Here is a 17,241-nt window from a genome sequence, read left to right as displayed (position 1 = left end):
TGTCCCCATGTTGCTAGCCCAGATCAGCGACCTGCATATCAAACGGCCCGGCGCGCTCGCTTACCAGCGGGTCGATACGGGCGCCGCGCTCGCGCGTTGCGTCGCGGCGCTCAATGCGCTCGAGCCGCGTCCCGACGTCGTGATCATGACCGGCGATCTCGTCGATCAAGGCGACCCGGAGCAATACGCACACCTCAAGACGCTGCTCGCGCCGCTCGAGATTCCGTACTACCTGCTGGTCGGCAATCACGACGACCGCACGGCCCTGCGCGAGGCGTTCAGCGACCGGCCCGAGTTACGCACCGGCGGCGACTTCGTACACTACGCGGTGGATGTCGGCCCGCTGCGCCTGATCGCGCTCGACTCGATCGTGCCGGGCCAAAGCGCCGGCAATCTCTGCGACGCGCGTCTTGCCTGGCTCGAAACACAACTCGACGCCGCACGAGACCAGCCTGTGATCGTCGCCTTGCATCATCCGCCGTTCAAGTGCGGCATCGGACATATGGACGACCTGCGTCTCGACCCGCATGCAGCCGAACGGCTGGCGGCGTTGATCGCGCGCCATCCGAACGTCGAGCGGGTGATCTGCGGTCATGTGCACCGGCCTATGTTCGTGCGCTTCGGCGGGACGATTGCCTCGGCGGTGCCGGCGCCCGCGCATCAGGTGGCGCTCGATCTGCGCGAGGATGCGCCGTCCGCGTTCACGCTGGAGCCGCCCGCCTTCGCCCTGCACTGGTACGACGCCGCGAGCGGCCTCGTGACGCATCATGCGTATGTGGACGGCGCCGACGGCCCGTATCCGTTCTACGACGAGGAAGGCGCGTTGATCGACTGAGGGCGAAGCAGAGAAAGCGTGACCGCATGCGTTGCCACCAGCGGGTGTCAGCGCGAGAGAAAGGTATGACGCACGCGCCGCGATTGCCTGAAATAAGGAATCGCGAGCGCCGCGGCGGCGAGCGCTTCAAGAAGACCCTCGAATGGAACGGCGATGTCGATCCCGATCGCATGGGTCATGTGGTCGCCCAGCAGAAAGGCGATAGTGCGCATCACGACGATGGCGAGCAGCCACGCCTGCACGTGGACCGGAAAGCGCGCCGATCTGCGCCATGCGAGCATCAGCAGCCACCCCGCACCGGCAACGACGAACGCGCCGATGGCGACATCCATGCCGACCATCGCCAGCACCGTCCGATACCAGCCGTGCGTGTCGGGCCGCACGAACACCGCGAACAGTTCCCATTCGAGCATCATCTTGAGCGGATCGCGCATCTCGACGGCCGTGGCAACCACCAGCGCCGCGAGTCCGAGCAGAGCCAGCAGCAGCCAGCCGCCGAAGCCCTTTGGTTCAAGTCCCGCTGCTGTATCCATGATGTTCCGTGTCCAGAATCGTCGATCGCCCCGGAGCGGGGCTGCGCGATTTTACGGACCCAAGGCGAACGACCATCTCATTTTTTGACGCGGCGGCACGCATCGCCCCAGGCGCCGCCCTCGCTGCGAACCGCAAGCCTGAGGCCGCCGGCAAACCGTCACCCCCTCAGCACGATTCGCCATGCTCCGGTATCATCGGCTCGCTTGGAGACCGTCCATTCAGGCGGTCCCTCAAACGACCGCGCTCATGTCCACTTCCGATTCCGCCTCCCCCGCCGCCTCCGAACGCTCACTGCGCGGACTGCTGCTTCTGCTCGCCACCATCGCGGGCGTCTCCGTCGCGAACATCTACTACAACCAGCCGCTGCTCGACAACTTCCGGGCGTCGTTCCCGCAGAGCGCCTCGTGGATCGGCGCGGTGCCGGCCGTCACGCAGCTCGGCTACGCCGCCGGCATGCTGCTGCTCGCGCCGCTCGGCGACCGTTTCGACCGGCGCGGGCTGATCCTGCTGCAGATCGCCGGCCTCTGCGTCGCGCTGGTGGTCGCCGCGATGGCGCCGAGCCTCACGGTCCTGATCGGCGCGAGTCTCGCCATCGGCATCCTCGCCACCATCGCGCAACAGGCCGTGCCGTTCGCCGCCGAACTCGCGCCGCCATCGGGCCGTGGCCATGCGGTCGGCACGGTGATGAGCGGGCTGCTGCTGGGGATTCTGCTGGCGCGGACCGCCGCGGGCTTCGTCGCCGAGTATTTCGGCTGGCGCGCCGTGTTCGGCGCTTCGGTCGTCGCGCTGCTGGTGCTGGCCGTCGTCATCTGGCTGCGCCTGCCCAAAAGCCAGCCGACCTCGACACTGCCATACGGCAAGCTGCTCGCCTCGATGTGGCATCTGATCCTCGAACACCGCGGCTTGCGCGAAGCCTCGCTCACCGGTGCCTGCCTGTTCGCCGGCTTCAGCATTTTCTGGTCGGTGCTGGCGCTGCTGCTGGCGGGCGCGCCGTTCCATCTCGGGCCGCAGGCCACGGGGCTATTCGGTATCGTCGGCGCCGCGGGCGCGCTGGCCGCGCCGCTCGCCGGCAAGTTCTCCGACCGTCGCGGACCGCGCGACATCATCACCGTGGCAATCGCGCTGGTCGCCGTGTCGTTCGTTGTGTTCGGCGTATCGGCCACGAGCATCGCCGGGCTGGTGGTGGGCGTGATCATCCTCGACATTGGCGTGCAAGCCGCACAGATCTCCAACCAGTCGCGCATCTACGCGCTCTCGCCGCACGCGCGCAGCCGCGTGAATACGGTGTACATGGTGACGTATTTCATCGGCGGCGCGGCGGGTTCGGCCGTCGGCGCGATCGTCTGGCCGCTGTTCGGGTGGGTGGGTGTGAGCATCGCCGGGCTGGCGTTCGTGGGGCTTGGCGCCTGGAACCATCTGCGCAGTCCGGCACAGCCGGTGGCGAATGCCTGAGGGAATCACACGCTGCGGAGCGCGTGCTGCAGATATGCCGCTCCGTGAGGCCTCCCATCCGGCGCCTCACGCCCGCGGCGGCTGTCCCTGGCTACGTGCGTATGCGTAGTCGTGCAACGCGTCGATGACGCGATCGAATTCGAACGACTTGTCGTAGAAATGACGCACGCCGTATTGCTCGCAACGTTCGCGATAGGCCGGCAGCGCATGATTGGTCAACACGGCGGCGAAGGTGCGTTCGATCAGCCCTTCGCGCTGCAGGTACGCCAGCACCGGCACGCCGGAGCCGTGCTTGAGCTGCAGGTCGACGATCACCGCGTCGAAGGTCTCGTCCGTCAGCAGCGCGATCGCCTCGTCCGACGAGTCGGCATACGCGGCGACGTGCAATACCCCGGACGCGTCGATCGCTTCGACGAGACTGCGGCGGATTAACGCCGAATCCTCGATCAGCAGCACCCGCAAAGGCGGCTGACCGGCGTTGGAAAGAGAAGTCGAATCGCTCATTGCATTGGTCCGCACGCTTATTCGATCAAGCCGTTCTTGATCGCGTAGTACGTCAGATCCGCATTATTGCCCAGACGCATTTTCTCCAGCACACGCGCCCGGTAGGTACTCACCGTCTTCACCGACAAATGCAGTTCCTCCGCGATATCCGTGGGAATCTGCCCTGCCGCGAGTTTGCAGAAGATCTGGAATTCCCGCTCCGATAAGGCCTCGTGCGGACGGCCCGCCGCGGGCTTGTCGAGATTGTCGGCGAGCGTGTCGGCCACCGCCTCCGACAGATAGCGATGCCCGCGCGCCACCGCGCGGATCGCCCGCACGATTTCGTCGGGCTCGCAATCCTTGTTCAGATAGCCGTTGGCGCCCGCCCGCAGCAGATTGATGGCGTACTGGCTCTCCGGATAGCCGGACAGGATCAGCACGCCCTGCTCCGGGCGCACCTGCTTGATGATACGCAAGGTGTCGATGCCGTTCTTGTCCGGCATCGCGATGTCGAGCAGCACCACGTCGAAAGCCTGCTCGCGCACGAGGCTGATGGTTTCGTCGCCGGTCGCGGCTTCCGCCGCCACGCACATATCCGGCTCGTCGGCGACGAACTGCTTGAAACCGCCTCGGACGATCGCGTGATCGTCGGCTATCAACACTCGAATCATCGGCTTCCCTTCCGTGCAGTGAAGATCGCGCTCCCAGGCAGACATTGTAATGACGTCCCGCCCCGCTGTGAGGCGGAACGTGCGTCCCGCGTGCAAGCCCCCCTCACTCGCGGCCTTCGAGCAGATCGGCCATGTCGTCGGCATGCTCTTCCTCGACCGCCAGCACGTCCTCGAAAATCCGCCGCGTGGTGACGTCGTGATCGCCCAGATAGCGGATGATCTCGCGATAGGTGTCGATCGCGATCCGCTCGGCAATCAGGTTCTCGCGGATCATATCGGTCAGGTTGTTGCCTTCCTTGTACTCCGAGTGCGAGCGGGTCTTCAGGCCGTCAGGCGCGAAGTCCGGCTCGCCGCCCAGTTGCACGATGCGCTCGGCAAAGCGGTCGGCGTGTTCCTGTTCCTCGGTGGCATGCTCGGCGAACTCCGCCGCGACCGCCTCCGAGTTGATGCCCTTGGCCATGAAATGATGGCGCTTATAACGCAGCGTACAGACGATTTCCGTTGCAAGCGCATCGTTCAGCAGCTTGAGAACCGTCTGGCGGTCGGCGCCGTAAGTCTGCGTGACCGGGCCATCGGACATATGCTTGCGGGCGTCTTCGCGGATTTTCTTCACATCCATCACGAAGGCATCGTGGGACTGGCTGGCTGACTTGCTAGACATGGTGTTTCTCCTTGATCCGGTAGGGGGAACTGCGCATCCCGCACGAATCGCGCCTGATGCGCCGGGTGGAGAGACAGGCGCCGTCTAGGTTCGGAACACGCCGAGCAGCAGGGTGACCACGAACACGACGAGGAAAATGTAGAACAGTATCTTGGCGATTTCAGCAGCGCCTGCCGCAATGCCGGTAAAACCGAACACGGCGGCGATGATGGCGATCACGAAGAAAACGATGGCGTAGTGAAGCACGATGGAGTCCTCCTGAAACAAAGCGTGAACTGACACAGTCATCCTAATGATCGGGACGGCGCGCCGCATTCGGGCTCAGGCCGTTTTTCATGTGGGAATCCGCCGACATGGCATTACAGGCGCGTTACAGTCGCGCGGCCATGCCGCGTCGATCGCGCGTCGACAGCCGACCGTTCGGACGCCGCGACCGCTACACTGAGAGCTCGGCGAATCAACCAGGCATACGAAAGGTGCGAGATCCGACTGTGGCAACGAGACTCAACGAATGGATGCGTAACCGGAGCTGGGCGATAGCAATGACGGTCGCGATCGTTATCACCGTGGGCGGCCTCGTGATCCTCGAGACGGCCCGCGAGCGCATCGCCGCCGAGTATGAAAGCGCCCTCGAAGCGCGCGACGTCACGGTGCAGTTGAGCACGCTGGAAAGCCAGCTGGCGCGGCTGCGCGCCTACCAGAGCGACTTTCTTCTGACGAAGCAAACCGCCAGCGCACAGGCCTATTGCGCGAGCGCAGCCCGTTTGCGCCAGACGGCCCAGCAACTGAACCTGTACTACCAACGCCGCGAAGCGGGCAGCGCGGAGCTGGCGAGCTTCACCCAGATCATGGCGCTGATCGACGCGCGCATCGGCGCGGGTGCCGCTGCGCTGCAGCAGGCCGCGCCGCAGCCGCTCGGACTGGCCGCCTGCGGCACGGCGAGCGACGGCCGCCCGGTGGACGCCGCGCTCGTCGACAGCACGCTGTCGCTGCTGCGCGATAACGAGTCGAACCGGGCGCAACATGCGCTCGACGCGAGCCGCGCCGACCAGCGCATCTCGACGCTGTGTGCCGCGGCGCTGTCGGCGCTGAATATCGTGCTGTTCATCCTGCTGTTCCGCAATCTCGGCATTCAGATCGACCGCCAGGCGCGCGTGCAGCGTCAACTGATCACCCAGCAGGAAGAACTCGACCAGCTCGTCACCGAACGCACCCGCCAGCTCGAAGCGCTCGGCTGGCACCTGCAGGCCGTCAGCGAGAACGAGAAGACCCAGCTCGCCCGCGAACTGCACGACGAACTCGGCGCCATTCTGACCGCGAGCAAGATGGATGTCGCGTGGGCCAACCGCAAACTGAAGGACAGCGAACCGGCGATCTCCGAGAAACTCGCGCGCGCACTCGCCAATCTCGATCAGGGCATCGCGCTCAAGCGCCGCATCATCGAAGACATGCGGCCCACCGTGCTGGCGAATTTCGGCCTCGTGACCGCCCTGCGCACGCTCGCCGACGAAGCTGCGCAGCGCAACAACTGGACGCTCGACCTGCAACTGCCCGCGGACGACATCCAGCTCGACGAGCAGACCGAGATTGCGCTCTTCCGCGTCGCGCAGGAATCGTTGACCAATGCGGCGAAGTACGCCCATGCGTCGCGCGTCGCGATCGGCCTGCGGGTCGAGGATACCCAGGTCGCGCTGTCGATCGCCGATAACGGCGTCGGCATCATGCCGGCGGATCTCAAGCGCACCCACACGCATGGTTTGCTCGGCATGCGCCAGCGCGTGGCGGCCCGCGGCGGGCACTTCGATATCCACCGCGGCGTGCCGGACGGCACCGATATCCACGTGGTGATGCCCTGCGTCCGATCGGCCGCGCCCTCAGCCGATGCTCCGCCGCAAACGCCCCTGCGCGACCCAGCGCTGTAGGACTGCGCCGACGCGAACAACGGACCACGCCTACAACAAAATCGCAACCAAGCTGACAGCGGCGCGACGCCCCATTTCTTAAGATGCAATCAGACCGGATCGGCTGGCGTGATGCCCGGTCGGACGACAGGAGCGCGCGCCGGCAGTCGGGCGCGTCTATCGAATGCATTCTTCAAAGGGGAACACTCATGACTCGACTCATCGCTTTGCTTCTCATTGCAGGGACTGCAGCACTCGCCGGTTGCAATACCATGGCGGGCGCCGGTCAGGACATCTCGAACGGCGGTCACGACCTGACCAATTCCGCCGAGCAAGCCAAATAATGCATCCCTTGTAGTGCGGTTTGACGATGCCGCTCAGGCATCGTCAAACTCGCTTCAAACCGATCGGCAAGATGAGCCCGGCGCGTGAACGCGCCGGGCTTTTTTGCGCCTGATGTTCGATGTCCGAGGGTATGAAGACGGCGAAGATACCACTCGCCACTGATCAGCATAGCGAACTGATTTGCCGTTTCACGCACGCGTCTCTTCGCGCCATAAACAAAGCGGCGGCCCACCGCCGGTGGACCGCCGCCCTGCCCCTCCCTGCCATAACTTATCTACGTCACCGTCTCATTGGCCGCTTATCGACCGCTCATTGACCGCTTATTGACCCGTGAGCGTATTCGTCAACTCGATCGCCGGCGTCCCCGTATTGCCGCCCTGCGCCACCAGCAGATGGATCTGCCCCGGCAGCAACTGGCTCAACGCGCCGGCGATCGGCACCGTCGTCACCAGCCAGTCGGCGTTGTTGGCGAGACTGAAGCCCGCGGACTGGAAGATCGGCGTCTTGCTGCCGGCCGCCGTGGCGATCGCGACATAGGTGCCGCCCGATAGATACAGCGAGTCCTGGCCGGTCGCCGGCACGGCATTGCTGAACTGCACGCCGGACATGGTCGGGCTCACGGTGTTGATGTTGGTCCCCGCCGGCACGATGTACAGATCGATGTTGGTCGCGTTCGCCGACGCATTGAACGCGCGCACGCGGGCATCGCTCGAGAGCAGGCCCTTGTCGAACGGATCGTCGATCAGGCCGATGCCAGGCGAGGTCAGCCCAGGCAAGGCGATTACGGTGTACTCGTGACCATTGGCGACATCGGAGAAGTTGCCGCTCGCAAGTGCCGTGGTCGTGCCCGTATCGGCATACGCAACCGTCGTGTTACCCGTGCCGATGTTGGTGAAATTCGTCACGCCCAGATAGTTGATATCGGTTTGTCCACCGGGCGCTTTGCCGTTGACGAGAAAGTCGACGGCGGGCCCGCCTGGAATGGCATGCACGAAATGGATTTCCGGATCGGTGATCCCAAGGGTTTTTGCGGCGTCGCTGCCGCTGCCACCACATGCCGTCAAAACGGCCGCAGCGCCAGCGAGCGCCACCATGGTTCGGATGAGCTTCATGTATCCACCTATATCGATGTCGGGTCTTGACCCATTAGTTATGTGAGCGCCCGATCCACCCGAGACCGCGCGAGCGAACAACTCGCACGGTCCATGACGGGATTGATCTGGCGACGCCCCCCTCCTTATCCCTGGTGCGCATCTCGCGGCCGGACAACACCGGACCGCGCCAGGTTGCTGTCCCCACGGGACCCGGCTTGCAGTGCCAGGTGCCGTGGGAGCGCTCGACATGGGATGCGCGCCTGGTGACGCTCGCATTCAGCAATCGCTGTGCCGCATGCACCAGACCGGCTCCGGCGGCATGAAGAGCGGCATGGCAGTCAATGCATCAGGCGGATTAGAATTTTTCCTCGGAAGACAGACGCGACGCGGGGTGTATCGTTCGTGCGCACCCCACTTTTACAAGGCCCGTTGCATGCCTTACCGACTCTTACTCTCAGAACTCGACCTCGGTTTCACCACCCTGCGCAACCGCGTGGTGATGGGTTCGATGCATACGGGCATGGAAGACCGCTTCTGGAACTATCCGAAGCTCGCCGCCTATTTCCGCGAGCGCGCCAAAGGCGGCGCCGGCCTGATCATCACGGGCGGCATCTCGCCGAACCGGCAAGGCTGGCTGCTGCCGTTCGGCGGCACGCTGAATTCGGTGTTCGACCTGCGCAATCACCGTCTGCTGACCGATGCCGTGCATGCGGAAGGCGGCAAGATCGCGCTGCAGATCCTGCACGCGGGGCGCTATGGCTATCAACCGTTTGTGGTGTCCGCCTCGGCGCTCAAGTCGCCGATTTCGAAATTCAAGCCGCGGGCGTTGACGCTCGCGGGCGTCGCGAAGACGGTGCGCGACTACGCCCGCTGTGCGCGTCTTGCACAACGCGCCGGCTACGACGGCGTGGAGATCATGGGCAGCGAGGGCTATCTGCTCAACCAGTTTCTCTGTCCACGCACCAACCGCCGCACCGATGTCTACGGCGGCAGCCTCGAGAACCGGCTGCGGCTCGCGCGTGAGATTGTCGAAAGCGTGCGCGCCGCGTGCGGTGAGCGCTTCATCGTGGTGTACCGGCTCTCGCTGATCGATCTGGTCGAAGGCGGCAACACGTGGGACGAAACCGTGCAGGTCGCGCAGGCGCTCGAAGCGGCCGGCGTGACCATGTTCAACACCGGCATCGGCTGGCACGAGGCACGTGTGCCGACCATCGTGACCTCGGTGCCGCGTGCCGCCTTCGCACCGCTCAGCGCGCGCCTGAAGGCCGCCGTCAAGGTGCCGGTGATCGTCTCGAACCGCATCAACACGCCGGAAGTCGCCGAAGACCTGCTCGCCCAGGGTGCGGGCGACCTCGTATCGCTCGCGCGGCCGCTGCTCGCCGATCCGGACTTCGTGATCAAAGCCGCCGAGGGCCGCGCGCACGAAATCAACACCTGTATTGCCTGCAACCAGGCCTGTCTCGATCACACGTTCCAGAACCGGCGCGCGAGCTGCCTCGTCAATCCGCGCGCGGGACGTGAAACGGAACTGGTGTACCGGCCGCTTGGCGGCCAGCAGACGCCGCGCGCGATCGCCGTGGTGGGCGCGGGACCGGCGGGATTGTCGGCGGCGACGGTGGCCGCCTCGCGCGGTCATCGCGTCACGCTGTTCGATGCGAGCGCAACCATCGGCGGGCAGTTCAATCTCGCGATGCGCGTGCCCGGCAAGGAAGAATTCAGCGAGACGATCCGCTATTTCCAGAGCCAGTTGCAGCGGCATAGCGTCGACGTGCGGCTCGCCACGCGCGTCGATGCAGCGCTGCTCGCCGCAGGCGGCTATGACGACGTGATCGTCGCCACCGGCATCGTGCCGCGCCGCCCGGCGATTGCCGGCATCGACGGGCCCAATGTGCTGACCTACGTCGACGTGCTGCGCGGTGCGCCGGTGGGACGCAGCGTAGCGGTGATCGGCGCGGGTGGTATCGGCTTCGACGTCAGCGAGTTTCTGTTGCATCACCCCGGCGAACCGCTGCCGCAACCGCGCGATGCGTGGCTCGACGAATGGGGTGTCGACCTGACGGTGCGCGAGCGTGGTGGTCTCAAGGCGCCGGCGCCCGCGCAGCCGGTGCGCGACATCTGGCTATTGCAGCGCAAGGCGGGCAAGCTGGGCGCGGGACTCGGCAAGACCTCAGGCTGGGTCCATCGGGCGACGCTGGCACGCAACGGCGTGCGCATGCTCGACGGCGTGTCGTATCTGGAGATCGGCGCACGCGGTCTGAAGATCGCGCGTGAAGGTACGGAGCAATGGCTCGAGGTGGAGACGATCGTGATCTGCGCCGGGCAGGATTCGTTGCGCGATCTGCAGCCTGCGACACCGCCCGCTGACGGCCCGCGCTATCACGTGATCGGCGGCGCGGCGCTTGCCACCGAACTCGATGCGAAGCGGGCGATTCGCGAAGGCGCGGAACTGGCCGCGCGCTTGTAGCCACGCCGGGACAGTGGGCTTGATACGCGGGACGTGACGTTTTCAGGCCGGGCGCGGACGCAAGGTTCTGCGCCCGCCGTCAAGCCACCCCACGGCGCCGGTAGTCGAACCAGAACGACAAGCCGACGCTCGCGAGAATCACGACCGTCGCGATCACCGTCGCGCTCGTTACCGGCTCGCCTAGCAGCAGCGCGCCGAGTGCGACGGCCACCACCGGATTCACGTACATGCAACTGCTGGCGATGATCGGGCTCGTATGCCGGATCAGGTACCCATACGCAACATAAGCGGCCATGGTGCCCACCAGCATCAGGTAGAGAAACGCCAGCACCGGCAGAAAATGCACGTCGCCCATGCGCTCACCCGAGACCCAGGCGACGACCGTCGACATGGCCCCGCCCAGGCCGATCTGCAACGAGGTGGACAGAAACAGGTCCGACGGCAGTTTCAGGCGGCCAGCGAGATGCGCGCCACCGGCCCAGAACAGCGCGCCGCACAGAATCGCGAGGCTGCCGCCGGCCGAGCCGGTTGCGCCACCGCCATGGCTCAGAATGGCAATGCCGACGAGACCGAGTCCCACCGCAAACCATTCGCCCCGTCCAATCTTGCGCCCCGCGACAGCAGCGATGACAGTGGCGAACAGCGGCACCGTGGCCACCATCACGGCGGCCGTGCCGGTGCCGACGGTGCGCATCCCATAGGCCAGCATGCCGCTCGACAGTCCGACCAGCATGGTGCCGACGAGGCCCGCGTTGCGGATTTCGGCGGCACTCGGCCAGACCGGATCGCGGCGCACGGCGAACACGAAGAGGCCAATCCCGGCAAACAGGTTGCGCAAGCCCGACATCAACAGCGGCGGAAACGAGCCGAGCGCCACGTGCACGGCGAGATACGTGGAGCCCCACACCAGATAGACGACGGCGAGCGCAAGCGCGATGCGTCCGTTACGGGACTGGGGCAGACGGAGTGGAAAACGGCTGGGAAATGACAGCGCCATGCGTTCAACCCGCCTCTACCGTTCGAGGCCTTGCGCCCCCGCTGGTGACCCTAAGGCCGGATGGCGGACGCCGCATCGGAAATGCGGCCTGGCGGGCGAGGCTGAAAGACATGGCGGTAGAACAGGGAGAAGGACGAGGGACGGCAAACACAGGCCCAGCAAGGCGCCCGCGCCGTCACGATGCACCGTGCAAGCGGAGCCGCCCGAGAGCGGCGGGCAACCGCGGACAAGCCGGCCAGCGCCCCGTGCGCCAACCGTTCGGCGCACCGCAGCATTATGCAGGAACGCCGTCGGGCGTCCATGAAAGAATCGTAAATTCTGTATCCGCAAAGCAGCAGGCCGGGGACTGTGCCCCGGCCCGAGCCTGCCGCACCTGGACGGTGCGCGTGAACCCGGATCGAACCGGGATCAGTTGGCCATCGCACCCGATGCGTCGTGCTTCATGCCCATTGCATCGTTGCCCTTCTTCATCGTGTCTTTCGACATGCCGTCCTTCGACATGCTGTCTTTCTTCATGCTGTCCTTGCCCATCGCGTCTTTCGACATGCTGTCCTTCTTCATGGTGTCGTGCGACATCGCGTCGTTCGACATGGCTCCGCTTGCCTGCGCGAAGGCGGCCGTTCCGCTCGTCAGAAACGCTACGGCCAGTGCTGCGATTGCGAACTTCTTCATGGGATAACTCCGTTTGTTGTGGATAGTGAGAGCCGGTCATGCCGGCGTGTTTCCGAAGCTTCTGCCGCTCGAGGGTCGGGCCCAACCCGCGCGCGTCAGGAGCCTCCGAACCAGTTGTAGCCCTGGTCGACCCAATAGCCGCCAGGGAAGGTATTCGTGACGAACATCTCGACGATGTGCTTCGGATTCTTGTAGCCGAGCTTGGTCGGCATGCGCAGCTTCATCGGGAAGCCGTATTTCGTGGGCAAACGCTCGCCGTCGTATTCGAAGGTGAGAAGCGTCTGCGGATGCAGGGCCGTCGCCATGTCGATGCTTTCGTAGTAGTCGTCGGCGCATTTGAAGCCGACGTACTTCGCGCTGGTGTCGGCGCCGACGCGGCGCAGGAAACCGGCGAACGGCGTGCCGCCCCAGCGGCCGATCGCGCTCCAGCCCTCCACGCAGATGTGGCGCGTGATCTGCTCGGCGTGCGGCAGCGCGTACAGCTCGGGCAAGCTCCAGGTGCGCTGGCCGGTGACGAGGCCGCTCACTTTCAGCCGGTAGTCCGTGGGATCGACCACGGGCGCGGAATCGACGTCGTAGAACGCGTTGAACGGGAACGGCCGCGTGATCTGCGCTTCGGTGTAGGTCGGCGCCAGTTGCTGCGGATCGAAGATAAAGGCCTGGGCGCGATCGTTCAGACGCGAGACGGCCGTGAGAAACGCGTTCACCGATTTGTCGTCGGTGAGCGAGCAGCCGGTCAGCATCGACAGGCCGCCGAGCGTCAGCAACTGCCTGCCGAACAGGCGCCGCGACGGCATCGAGAGTTCACGGCGTGCGTCGATCAGGATCGACTCGCGGTCAAGCTGGCTCGAGAGCATGCGCCGGGCCGGTTTTTTGTCTGGGGTGTTCATGTCAGGTTTCCTTAACGACCACGCAGCATCGCGAGCAGCGAGCGCGGGACGAGTGCCACCATCGCCAGGTGCACGACGATAAAAGCCGCCATCAACGACATCGCACAGAAGTGCACGATGCGCGCGTTGTCGTAGCCGCCCATCAGTTCGCGCAGCAGCGGAAACTGCACCGACTTCCAGATCGCAAGACCCGAGAGCACCAGTACGATCAGGTCGCACACCACGAACACGTAGGCGAATCGCTGCACCGCGTTGTAGACGCGCAGATCGGCGTGCGACAACTTGCCGGTCAGCGCGGCGACGAAGTCGTGCAGGATGGCGCGCGGCGACAACGGCAGAAACTTGCGAAAGAAACGCCGGCTCGCCAGGTTGAGGGCGAGATAGACGAGGCCGTTGAAGAACAGCAGCCACATCGCCGCGAAGTGCCATTGCAACGCTCCGCCGAGCCAGCCGCCGAGTGTGAGCGATGGCGGGAAGGTGAAGCCTTTGAAGATCGGCGACGCGTCGTAGATGCGCCAGCCGGAGAGCATCATCGTGATTGCGGCCAGCGCATTGAGCCAGTGCGTGACGCGAACCCACACCGGGTGAATCGGACCGGTGCACGGTGCAGCGGGGGGTGCGGCGGGCGGCGCCGTGCCGGATGAGATGTGAGGGGTAGCCATGTGAAGCTCCGTGAATCAGGAATATGAGGCGCTGCGGGTAGCGGAGCTCAGCGAATGTCGTCGTGACCGGTCAATGGCAGGCTCCATCAGGGAATCTGCACGTTTGTCGGCCCACGCCGGCCGTTATGACAACGGAACCGAAATATTTTTTGGGGAGGGAGAAAAAGACACGCGAAAACCCGTGAGAACATCGCACCGCAGACCAGCCCGCCTCACCTTTCATGCTGCGGCGCATCACGCCGCGTAGCCTAATCGAGACAAGCCTCCCCGGCTGTAAGCTGGCCAGGGATCGCGCAGCGCCGATTTCAAGACCGGTTGCCAAGCACCGCGCGGCCGGTGTATCGTGTGCGCTGCTAACGCGGGGGTCCTGCGTCGCACAGAGGTTGGAGGTCTGTGCTGCGTGGGTGAGAAATACCCTTTGAACCTGATCTGGATAATGCCAGCGCAGGGAAGCGTACGGAATTCGCACCGCAGCACCGCCTCATCCTCTCGCGAATTCCGACAACTTCCGTCTCGTCTCCTGCTTAGCGGCCCCACATAGCTTTGCATGGAGATCCGCATGAACGCCAATCCGAAGTTCCTTTCCGCCGACGCTCACGTCGATGCGGCCGCTGTCGCCCCGCTGCCGAATTCCCGCAAGATCTACGTCACTGGCTCGCGCCCCGACATCCGCGTGCCGATGCGCGAAATCACCCAGTCGGATACACCGGACAGCTTCGGTGGCGAGAAGAATCCGCCCGTCTACGTCTACGACACGTCGGGCCCCTACTCCGATCCGGACGCCACGATCGACATCCGCGCCGGTCTGCCGGCACTGCGCCAGCGCTGGATCGAAGAGCGCGGCGACACCGAAGCGCTGAGCGGCCTCTCCAGCGACTTCAGCCGTGAACGCGCCGCCGATACCGCCACCGCCGATCTGCGCTTCCAGGGCCTGCACCGCACGCCGCGCCGCGCCAAAGCGGGCGCCAATGTCTCGCAGATGCACTACGCGCGCAAAGGCATCGTCACGCCGGAGATGGAGTACATCGCGATCCGCGAAAACCAGCAGCGCGCCGCGTATCTGGAGACCCTGAAGACGAGCGGCCCGAACGGCGAAAAGCTCGCCGCGATGATGGGCCGCCAGCATCCGGGGCAAGCATTCGGCGCGAGCGCATTCGGTCCGAACGGCCTCACGGCCATCACGGCGGAATTCGTGCGCGAAGAAGTCGCGCGTGGCCGCGCGATCATCCCGAACAACATCAATCACCCGGAAAGCGAGCCGATGATCATCGGCCGTAACTTCCTCGTGAAGGTGAATGCGAACATCGGCAACTCGGCGGTGACCTCGTCGATCGGCGAAGAAGTCGACAAGATGACGTGGGCGATCCGCTGGGGCGGCGACACGGTGATGGATCTCTCCACCGGCAAGCACATCCACGAAACGCGCGAGTGGATCATCCGCAATTCGCCGGTGCCGATCGGCACGGTGCCGATCTACCAGGCGCTGGAAAAGGTCAACGGCAAGGCCGAAGACCTGACGTGGGAAATCTTCCGCGACACGCTGATCGAACAGGCCGAGCAAGGCGTCGACTACTTCACGATCCACGCCGGCGTGCGTCTGCAATACGTGCCGCTCACCGCCAAACGCATGACGGGCATCGTCTCGCGCGGCGGCTCGATCATGGCGAAGTGGTGTCTGGCTCATCACAAGGAAAGCTTCCTGTACGAGCACTTCGAAGACATCTGCGAAATCATGAAGGCCTACGACGTGGCGTTCTCGCTCGGCGACGGCCTGCGTCCCGGTTCGATCTACGACGCCAACGACGAAGCGCAGCTCGGCGAGCTGAAGACGCTCGGCGAACTCACGCAGATCGCGTGGAAGCACGACGTGCAGACGATGATCGAAGGCCCCGGCCACGTGCCGATGCAACTGATCAAGGAAAACATGGACCTGCAACTGGAATGGTGCGACGAAGCGCCGTTCTACACGCTGGGACCGTTGACCACCGACATCGCCCCCGGCTACGACCACATCACGTCGGGCATCGGCGCTGCGATGATCGGCTGGTTCGGCACGGCGATGCTCTGCTACGTGACGCCGAAGGAACACCTGGGTCTGCCGAACAAGGACGACGTCAAGACCGGCATCATCACCTACAAGCTCGCGGCCCACGCGGCGGATCTGGCGAAGGGTCATCCGGGTGCGCAGGTGCGGGACAACGCGCTGTCGAAGGCACGCTTCGAGTTCCGCTGGGAAGACCAGTTCAACCTCGGCCTCGACCCGGACAAGGCGCGCGAATTCCACGACGAAACGCTGCCGAAGGACTCGGCCAAGGTCGCGCACTTCTGCTCGATGTGCGGCCCGCACTTCTGCTCGATGAAGATCACCCAGGACGTGCGCGAGTTCGCCGCGCAGCAAGGCGTGACCGACGACGAAGCCTTGAAAAAAGGCATGGAAGTGAAGTCGATCGAGTTCATGAAGAAGGGCGCTGAGATTTATCAGCGGCAGTAAGGGCAGCAGGCGGCGCATGCAGCAGGCGCCGCCCGCCCGCTCGCTTGCCTGCTTGCGATGCAGCGTCGAGCCCGCCACCGGCGGGCTCTTGCATTTGCGGACGGACGGGACGACGCTCACCGCGGTCCGACGAGGCTCGCTGAAGAACGGACGGTGTCGGCAGAGGCAAATCATCCTCAATAAGCCACTGAAATAAGCGGTAACGACTTTGCAACCTGACGCCCGGCCGCACGGCGTAAGCTAAGTGGAGGTGCCGTTTTGCCCATCCAATCATCACTATCAACTGTCGCGGCATCCAGACGCATCAGGAGCGTGCCATGAATCTCCTTTCGGTAACCAGCCGCCTCGCCGCCGCGGCTGCGGTGCTTGCTCTCGCGGGCTGTTACTACCCGTACGGCTACTATCCCTACGGCGCGAACGGCTATTACGCCACCGTGCCGGCTGCGTCCACCCAGACCGCGGTGCCTGTCACGGCCAGCGGCGAGCCGGCGCCGGCATTGAACAACCACGATGCGATCCCGGCTCCGCCGCCGCCGTCGGTCACAACCAGGGGAGCGTACGTGGTGCCGTCCGCGTCGTACGCGCCGACCCAGCAAGCCTATGTGCCGGCTCCGGCGCCGGCTTATTCGACCTATCCGGCCTATCCCGCCACGTACCCCGCTTACTATCCGGCCTATCCGGCCTACCCTGCGTACTACGGCTATGGTTACGGCTACCCGGGTTACTGGGGGCCGTCGGTGTCGGTCGGCTTTGCCGGATTCTGGGGTGGCGGTTGCTGCTGGGGCGGCGGACACTGGGGCGGCGGTTGGGGCGGTGGCTGGCACGGTCACTACCACTAAGCCGGGCCTCGCACGTCGCGCTATGGGTGACGGCGTCCAGCGAATGGACCGCCGCACCCGCTTCATCTGCTTCACCCCTCCCCAATCTGACCGTCCCGCCAACCCCGCGCCACCTGCTCGTCACCTCCCCGCCATCTGCATCGCAGACTGCCGCCTCGCCCGTAGTTTCCCGTCTTGACTGCGTCCATGCGGGCTCTATGCTGCAAACAGCATCCGCACTACCTGTTTAAATACGCGATTCCGGTGCTGT

17 protein-coding genes and 1 riboswitch are annotated in these 17,241 nt (G+C 64.8%); of the genes, 7 read left to right on the top strand and 10 right to left on the bottom strand.

Features of this window, described 5'->3' with window-relative positions; genetic code table 11:
- Nucleotides 1–7: 7 nt before the first annotated feature.
- Entirely contained in the window at nt 8–835 is an 828-nt protein-coding gene (locus tag P3T42_RS06110; protein ID WP_429305449.1) for a phosphodiesterase, read from the top strand.
- A 47-nt stretch (nt 836–882) separates the two neighbouring features.
- On the opposite strand, the gene P3T42_RS06105 is transcribed toward P3T42_RS06110, so the two are convergent.
- Complete coding sequence (locus tag P3T42_RS06105) at nt 883–1,368, bottom strand: DUF2569 domain-containing protein (protein ID WP_429305448.1); 486 nt, start codon at nt 1,366–1,368, stop codon at nt 883–885.
- 247 nt (nt 1,369–1,615) lie between these two features.
- Here P3T42_RS06105 and P3T42_RS06100 point away from each other — a divergent pair, with 247 nt between their 5' ends.
- The gene (locus P3T42_RS06100) at nt 1,616–2,821 is read left to right on the top strand and encodes an MFS transporter (RefSeq protein ID WP_429305447.1); all 1,206 of its coding nucleotides are present in this window, start codon (nt 1,616–1,618) and stop codon (nt 2,819–2,821) included.
- A gap of 66 nt (nt 2,822–2,887) precedes the next feature.
- On the opposite strand, the gene P3T42_RS06095 is transcribed toward P3T42_RS06100, so the two are convergent.
- The 4 genes from P3T42_RS06095 to P3T42_RS06080 all read right to left on the bottom strand — a co-directional run bounded on the left by P3T42_RS06095 (nt 2,888) and on the right by P3T42_RS06080 (nt 4,882).
- Nucleotides 2,888–3,325 carry a response regulator gene (locus P3T42_RS06095; protein WP_074300032.1) on the bottom strand — a complete coding sequence of 146 codons (438 nt, stop codon included), beginning with the start codon at nt 3,323–3,325 and terminating at the stop codon, nt 2,888–2,890.
- A gap of 17 nt (nt 3,326–3,342) precedes the next feature.
- Complete coding sequence (locus P3T42_RS06090) at nt 3,343–3,975, bottom strand: response regulator (RefSeq protein WP_429305446.1); 633 nt, start codon at nt 3,973–3,975, stop codon at nt 3,343–3,345.
- A 103-nt stretch (nt 3,976–4,078) separates the two neighbouring features.
- Nucleotides 4,079–4,636 (bottom strand): ferritin-like domain-containing protein, encoded by a 558-nt coding sequence (locus P3T42_RS06085; RefSeq protein ID WP_074300034.1) that lies wholly within the window; start codon nt 4,634–4,636, stop codon nt 4,079–4,081.
- Nucleotides 4,637–4,720: 84 nt separating this feature from the next.
- Nucleotides 4,721–4,882, bottom strand: a complete 162-nt coding sequence (locus P3T42_RS06080) for a DUF1328 domain-containing protein (RefSeq protein WP_006052455.1) — start codon at nt 4,880–4,882, stop codon at nt 4,721–4,723.
- A 230-nt stretch (nt 4,883–5,112) separates the two neighbouring features.
- On the opposite strand from P3T42_RS06080, the gene P3T42_RS06075 reads away from it, so the two are divergent.
- Together P3T42_RS06075 and P3T42_RS06070 are read left to right on the top strand one after the other, a co-directional pair.
- Nucleotides 5,113–6,558 (top strand): sensor histidine kinase, encoded by a 1,446-nt coding sequence (locus tag P3T42_RS06075; RefSeq protein ID WP_429305445.1) that lies wholly within the window; start codon nt 5,113–5,115, stop codon nt 6,556–6,558.
- Between the two features lie 188 nt (nt 6,559–6,746).
- A complete protein-coding gene (locus P3T42_RS06070; RefSeq protein WP_074300036.1) occupies nt 6,747–6,881 on the top strand; it encodes an entericidin A/B family lipoprotein in 135 nt (44 codons plus the stop codon).
- A gap of 321 nt (nt 6,882–7,202) precedes the next feature.
- On the opposite strand, the gene P3T42_RS06065 is transcribed toward P3T42_RS06070, so the two are convergent.
- The gene (locus P3T42_RS06065) at nt 7,203–7,994 is read right to left on the bottom strand and encodes a DUF4397 domain-containing protein (RefSeq protein WP_074300037.1); all 792 of its coding nucleotides are present in this window, start codon (nt 7,992–7,994) and stop codon (nt 7,203–7,205) included.
- Between the two features lie 415 nt (nt 7,995–8,409).
- Here P3T42_RS06065 and P3T42_RS06060 point away from each other — a divergent pair, with 415 nt between their 5' ends.
- Nucleotides 8,410–10,440 carry an FAD-dependent oxidoreductase gene (locus P3T42_RS06060; protein WP_429305444.1) on the top strand — a complete coding sequence of 677 codons (2,031 nt, stop codon included), beginning with the start codon at nt 8,410–8,412 and terminating at the stop codon, nt 10,438–10,440.
- A gap of 79 nt (nt 10,441–10,519) precedes the next feature.
- Here P3T42_RS06060 and P3T42_RS06055 read toward each other — a convergent pair whose 3' ends face one another.
- From P3T42_RS06055 to P3T42_RS06040, 4 genes are all read right to left on the bottom strand, one after another.
- Nucleotides 10,520–11,437 (bottom strand): EamA family transporter, encoded by a 918-nt coding sequence (locus tag P3T42_RS06055; RefSeq protein ID WP_429305443.1) that lies wholly within the window; start codon nt 11,435–11,437, stop codon nt 10,520–10,522.
- Nucleotides 11,438–11,845: 408 nt separating this feature from the next.
- A complete protein-coding gene (locus P3T42_RS06050; RefSeq protein ID WP_074300040.1) occupies nt 11,846–12,109 on the bottom strand; it encodes a pentapeptide MXKDX repeat protein in 264 nt (87 codons plus the stop codon).
- A gap of 95 nt (nt 12,110–12,204) precedes the next feature.
- Complete coding sequence (locus P3T42_RS06045; RefSeq protein WP_429305442.1) at nt 12,205–12,999, bottom strand: molybdopterin-dependent oxidoreductase; 795 nt, start codon at nt 12,997–12,999, stop codon at nt 12,205–12,207.
- A gap of 11 nt (nt 13,000–13,010) precedes the next feature.
- Nucleotides 13,011–13,661: a cytochrome b/b6 domain-containing protein gene (locus P3T42_RS06040; protein WP_429305441.1), complete on the bottom strand. Its 651-nt coding sequence runs from the start codon at nt 13,659–13,661 to the stop codon at nt 13,011–13,013.
- Nucleotides 13,662–14,011: 350 nt separating this feature from the next.
- Nucleotides 14,012–14,130: riboswitch (TPP riboswitch) on the top strand.
- A gap of 90 nt (nt 14,131–14,220) precedes the next feature.
- On the opposite strand from P3T42_RS06040, the gene thiC reads away from it, so the two are divergent.
- On the top strand, nt 14,221–16,152 hold the full coding sequence (gene thiC, locus P3T42_RS06035) for a phosphomethylpyrimidine synthase ThiC (protein WP_429305440.1): 1,932 nt from the start codon (nt 14,221–14,223) through the stop codon (nt 16,150–16,152).
- 317 nt (nt 16,153–16,469) lie between these two features.
- Nucleotides 16,470–16,991, top strand: a complete 522-nt coding sequence (locus P3T42_RS06030; RefSeq protein WP_074300044.1) for a hypothetical protein — start codon at nt 16,470–16,472, stop codon at nt 16,989–16,991.
- Nucleotides 16,992–17,241 lie beyond the last annotated feature (250 nt).

Source organism: Paraburkholderia sp. GAS38 (assembly GCF_050434965.1).
Taxonomy (GTDB): Bacteria; Pseudomonadota; Gammaproteobacteria; order Burkholderiales; family Burkholderiaceae; genus Paraburkholderia; species Paraburkholderia phenazinium_A.
This window is presented reverse-complemented; position numbering and strand designations above follow the sequence as displayed.

Bases quoted from the DNA above. Each gene is read 5' to 3' on its own strand.
- P3T42_RS06110 (WP_429305449.1), top strand. From the start codon at position 8: ATGTTGCTAGCCCAGATCAGCGACCTGCATATCAAACGGCCCGGCGCG.
- P3T42_RS06105 (WP_429305448.1), bottom strand. From the start codon at position 1,368: ATGGATACAGCAGCGGGACTTGAACCAAAGGGCTTCGGCGGCTGGCTG.
- P3T42_RS06100 (WP_429305447.1), top strand. From the start codon at position 1,616: ATGTCCACTTCCGATTCCGCCTCCCCCGCCGCCTCCGAACGCTCACTG.
- P3T42_RS06095 (WP_074300032.1), bottom strand. From the start codon at position 3,325: ATGAGCGATTCGACTTCTCTTTCCAACGCCGGTCAGCCGCCTTTGCGG.
- P3T42_RS06090 (WP_429305446.1), bottom strand. From the start codon at position 3,975: ATGATTCGAGTGTTGATAGCCGACGATCACGCGATCGTCCGAGGCGGT.
- P3T42_RS06085 (WP_074300034.1), bottom strand. From the start codon at position 4,636: ATGTCTAGCAAGTCAGCCAGCCAGTCCCACGATGCCTTCGTGATGGAT.
- P3T42_RS06070 (WP_074300036.1), top strand. From the start codon at position 6,747: ATGACTCGACTCATCGCTTTGCTTCTCATTGCAGGGACTGCAGCACTC.
- P3T42_RS06065 (WP_074300037.1), bottom strand. From the start codon at position 7,994: ATGAAGCTCATCCGAACCATGGTGGCGCTCGCTGGCGCTGCGGCCGTT.
- P3T42_RS06060 (WP_429305444.1), top strand. From the start codon at position 8,410: ATGCCTTACCGACTCTTACTCTCAGAACTCGACCTCGGTTTCACCACC.
- P3T42_RS06055 (WP_429305443.1), bottom strand. From the start codon at position 11,437: ATGGCGCTGTCATTTCCCAGCCGTTTTCCACTCCGTCTGCCCCAGTCC.
- P3T42_RS06050 (WP_074300040.1), bottom strand. From the start codon at position 12,109: ATGAAGAAGTTCGCAATCGCAGCACTGGCCGTAGCGTTTCTGACGAGC.
- P3T42_RS06045 (WP_429305442.1), bottom strand. From the start codon at position 12,999: ATGAACACCCCAGACAAAAAACCGGCCCGGCGCATGCTCTCGAGCCAG.
- P3T42_RS06040 (WP_429305441.1), bottom strand. From the start codon at position 13,661: ATGGCTACCCCTCACATCTCATCCGGCACGGCGCCGCCCGCCGCACCC.
- thiC (WP_429305440.1), top strand. From the start codon at position 14,221: ATGAACGCCAATCCGAAGTTCCTTTCCGCCGACGCTCACGTCGATGCG.
- P3T42_RS06030 (WP_074300044.1), top strand. From the start codon at position 16,470: ATGAATCTCCTTTCGGTAACCAGCCGCCTCGCCGCCGCGGCTGCGGTG.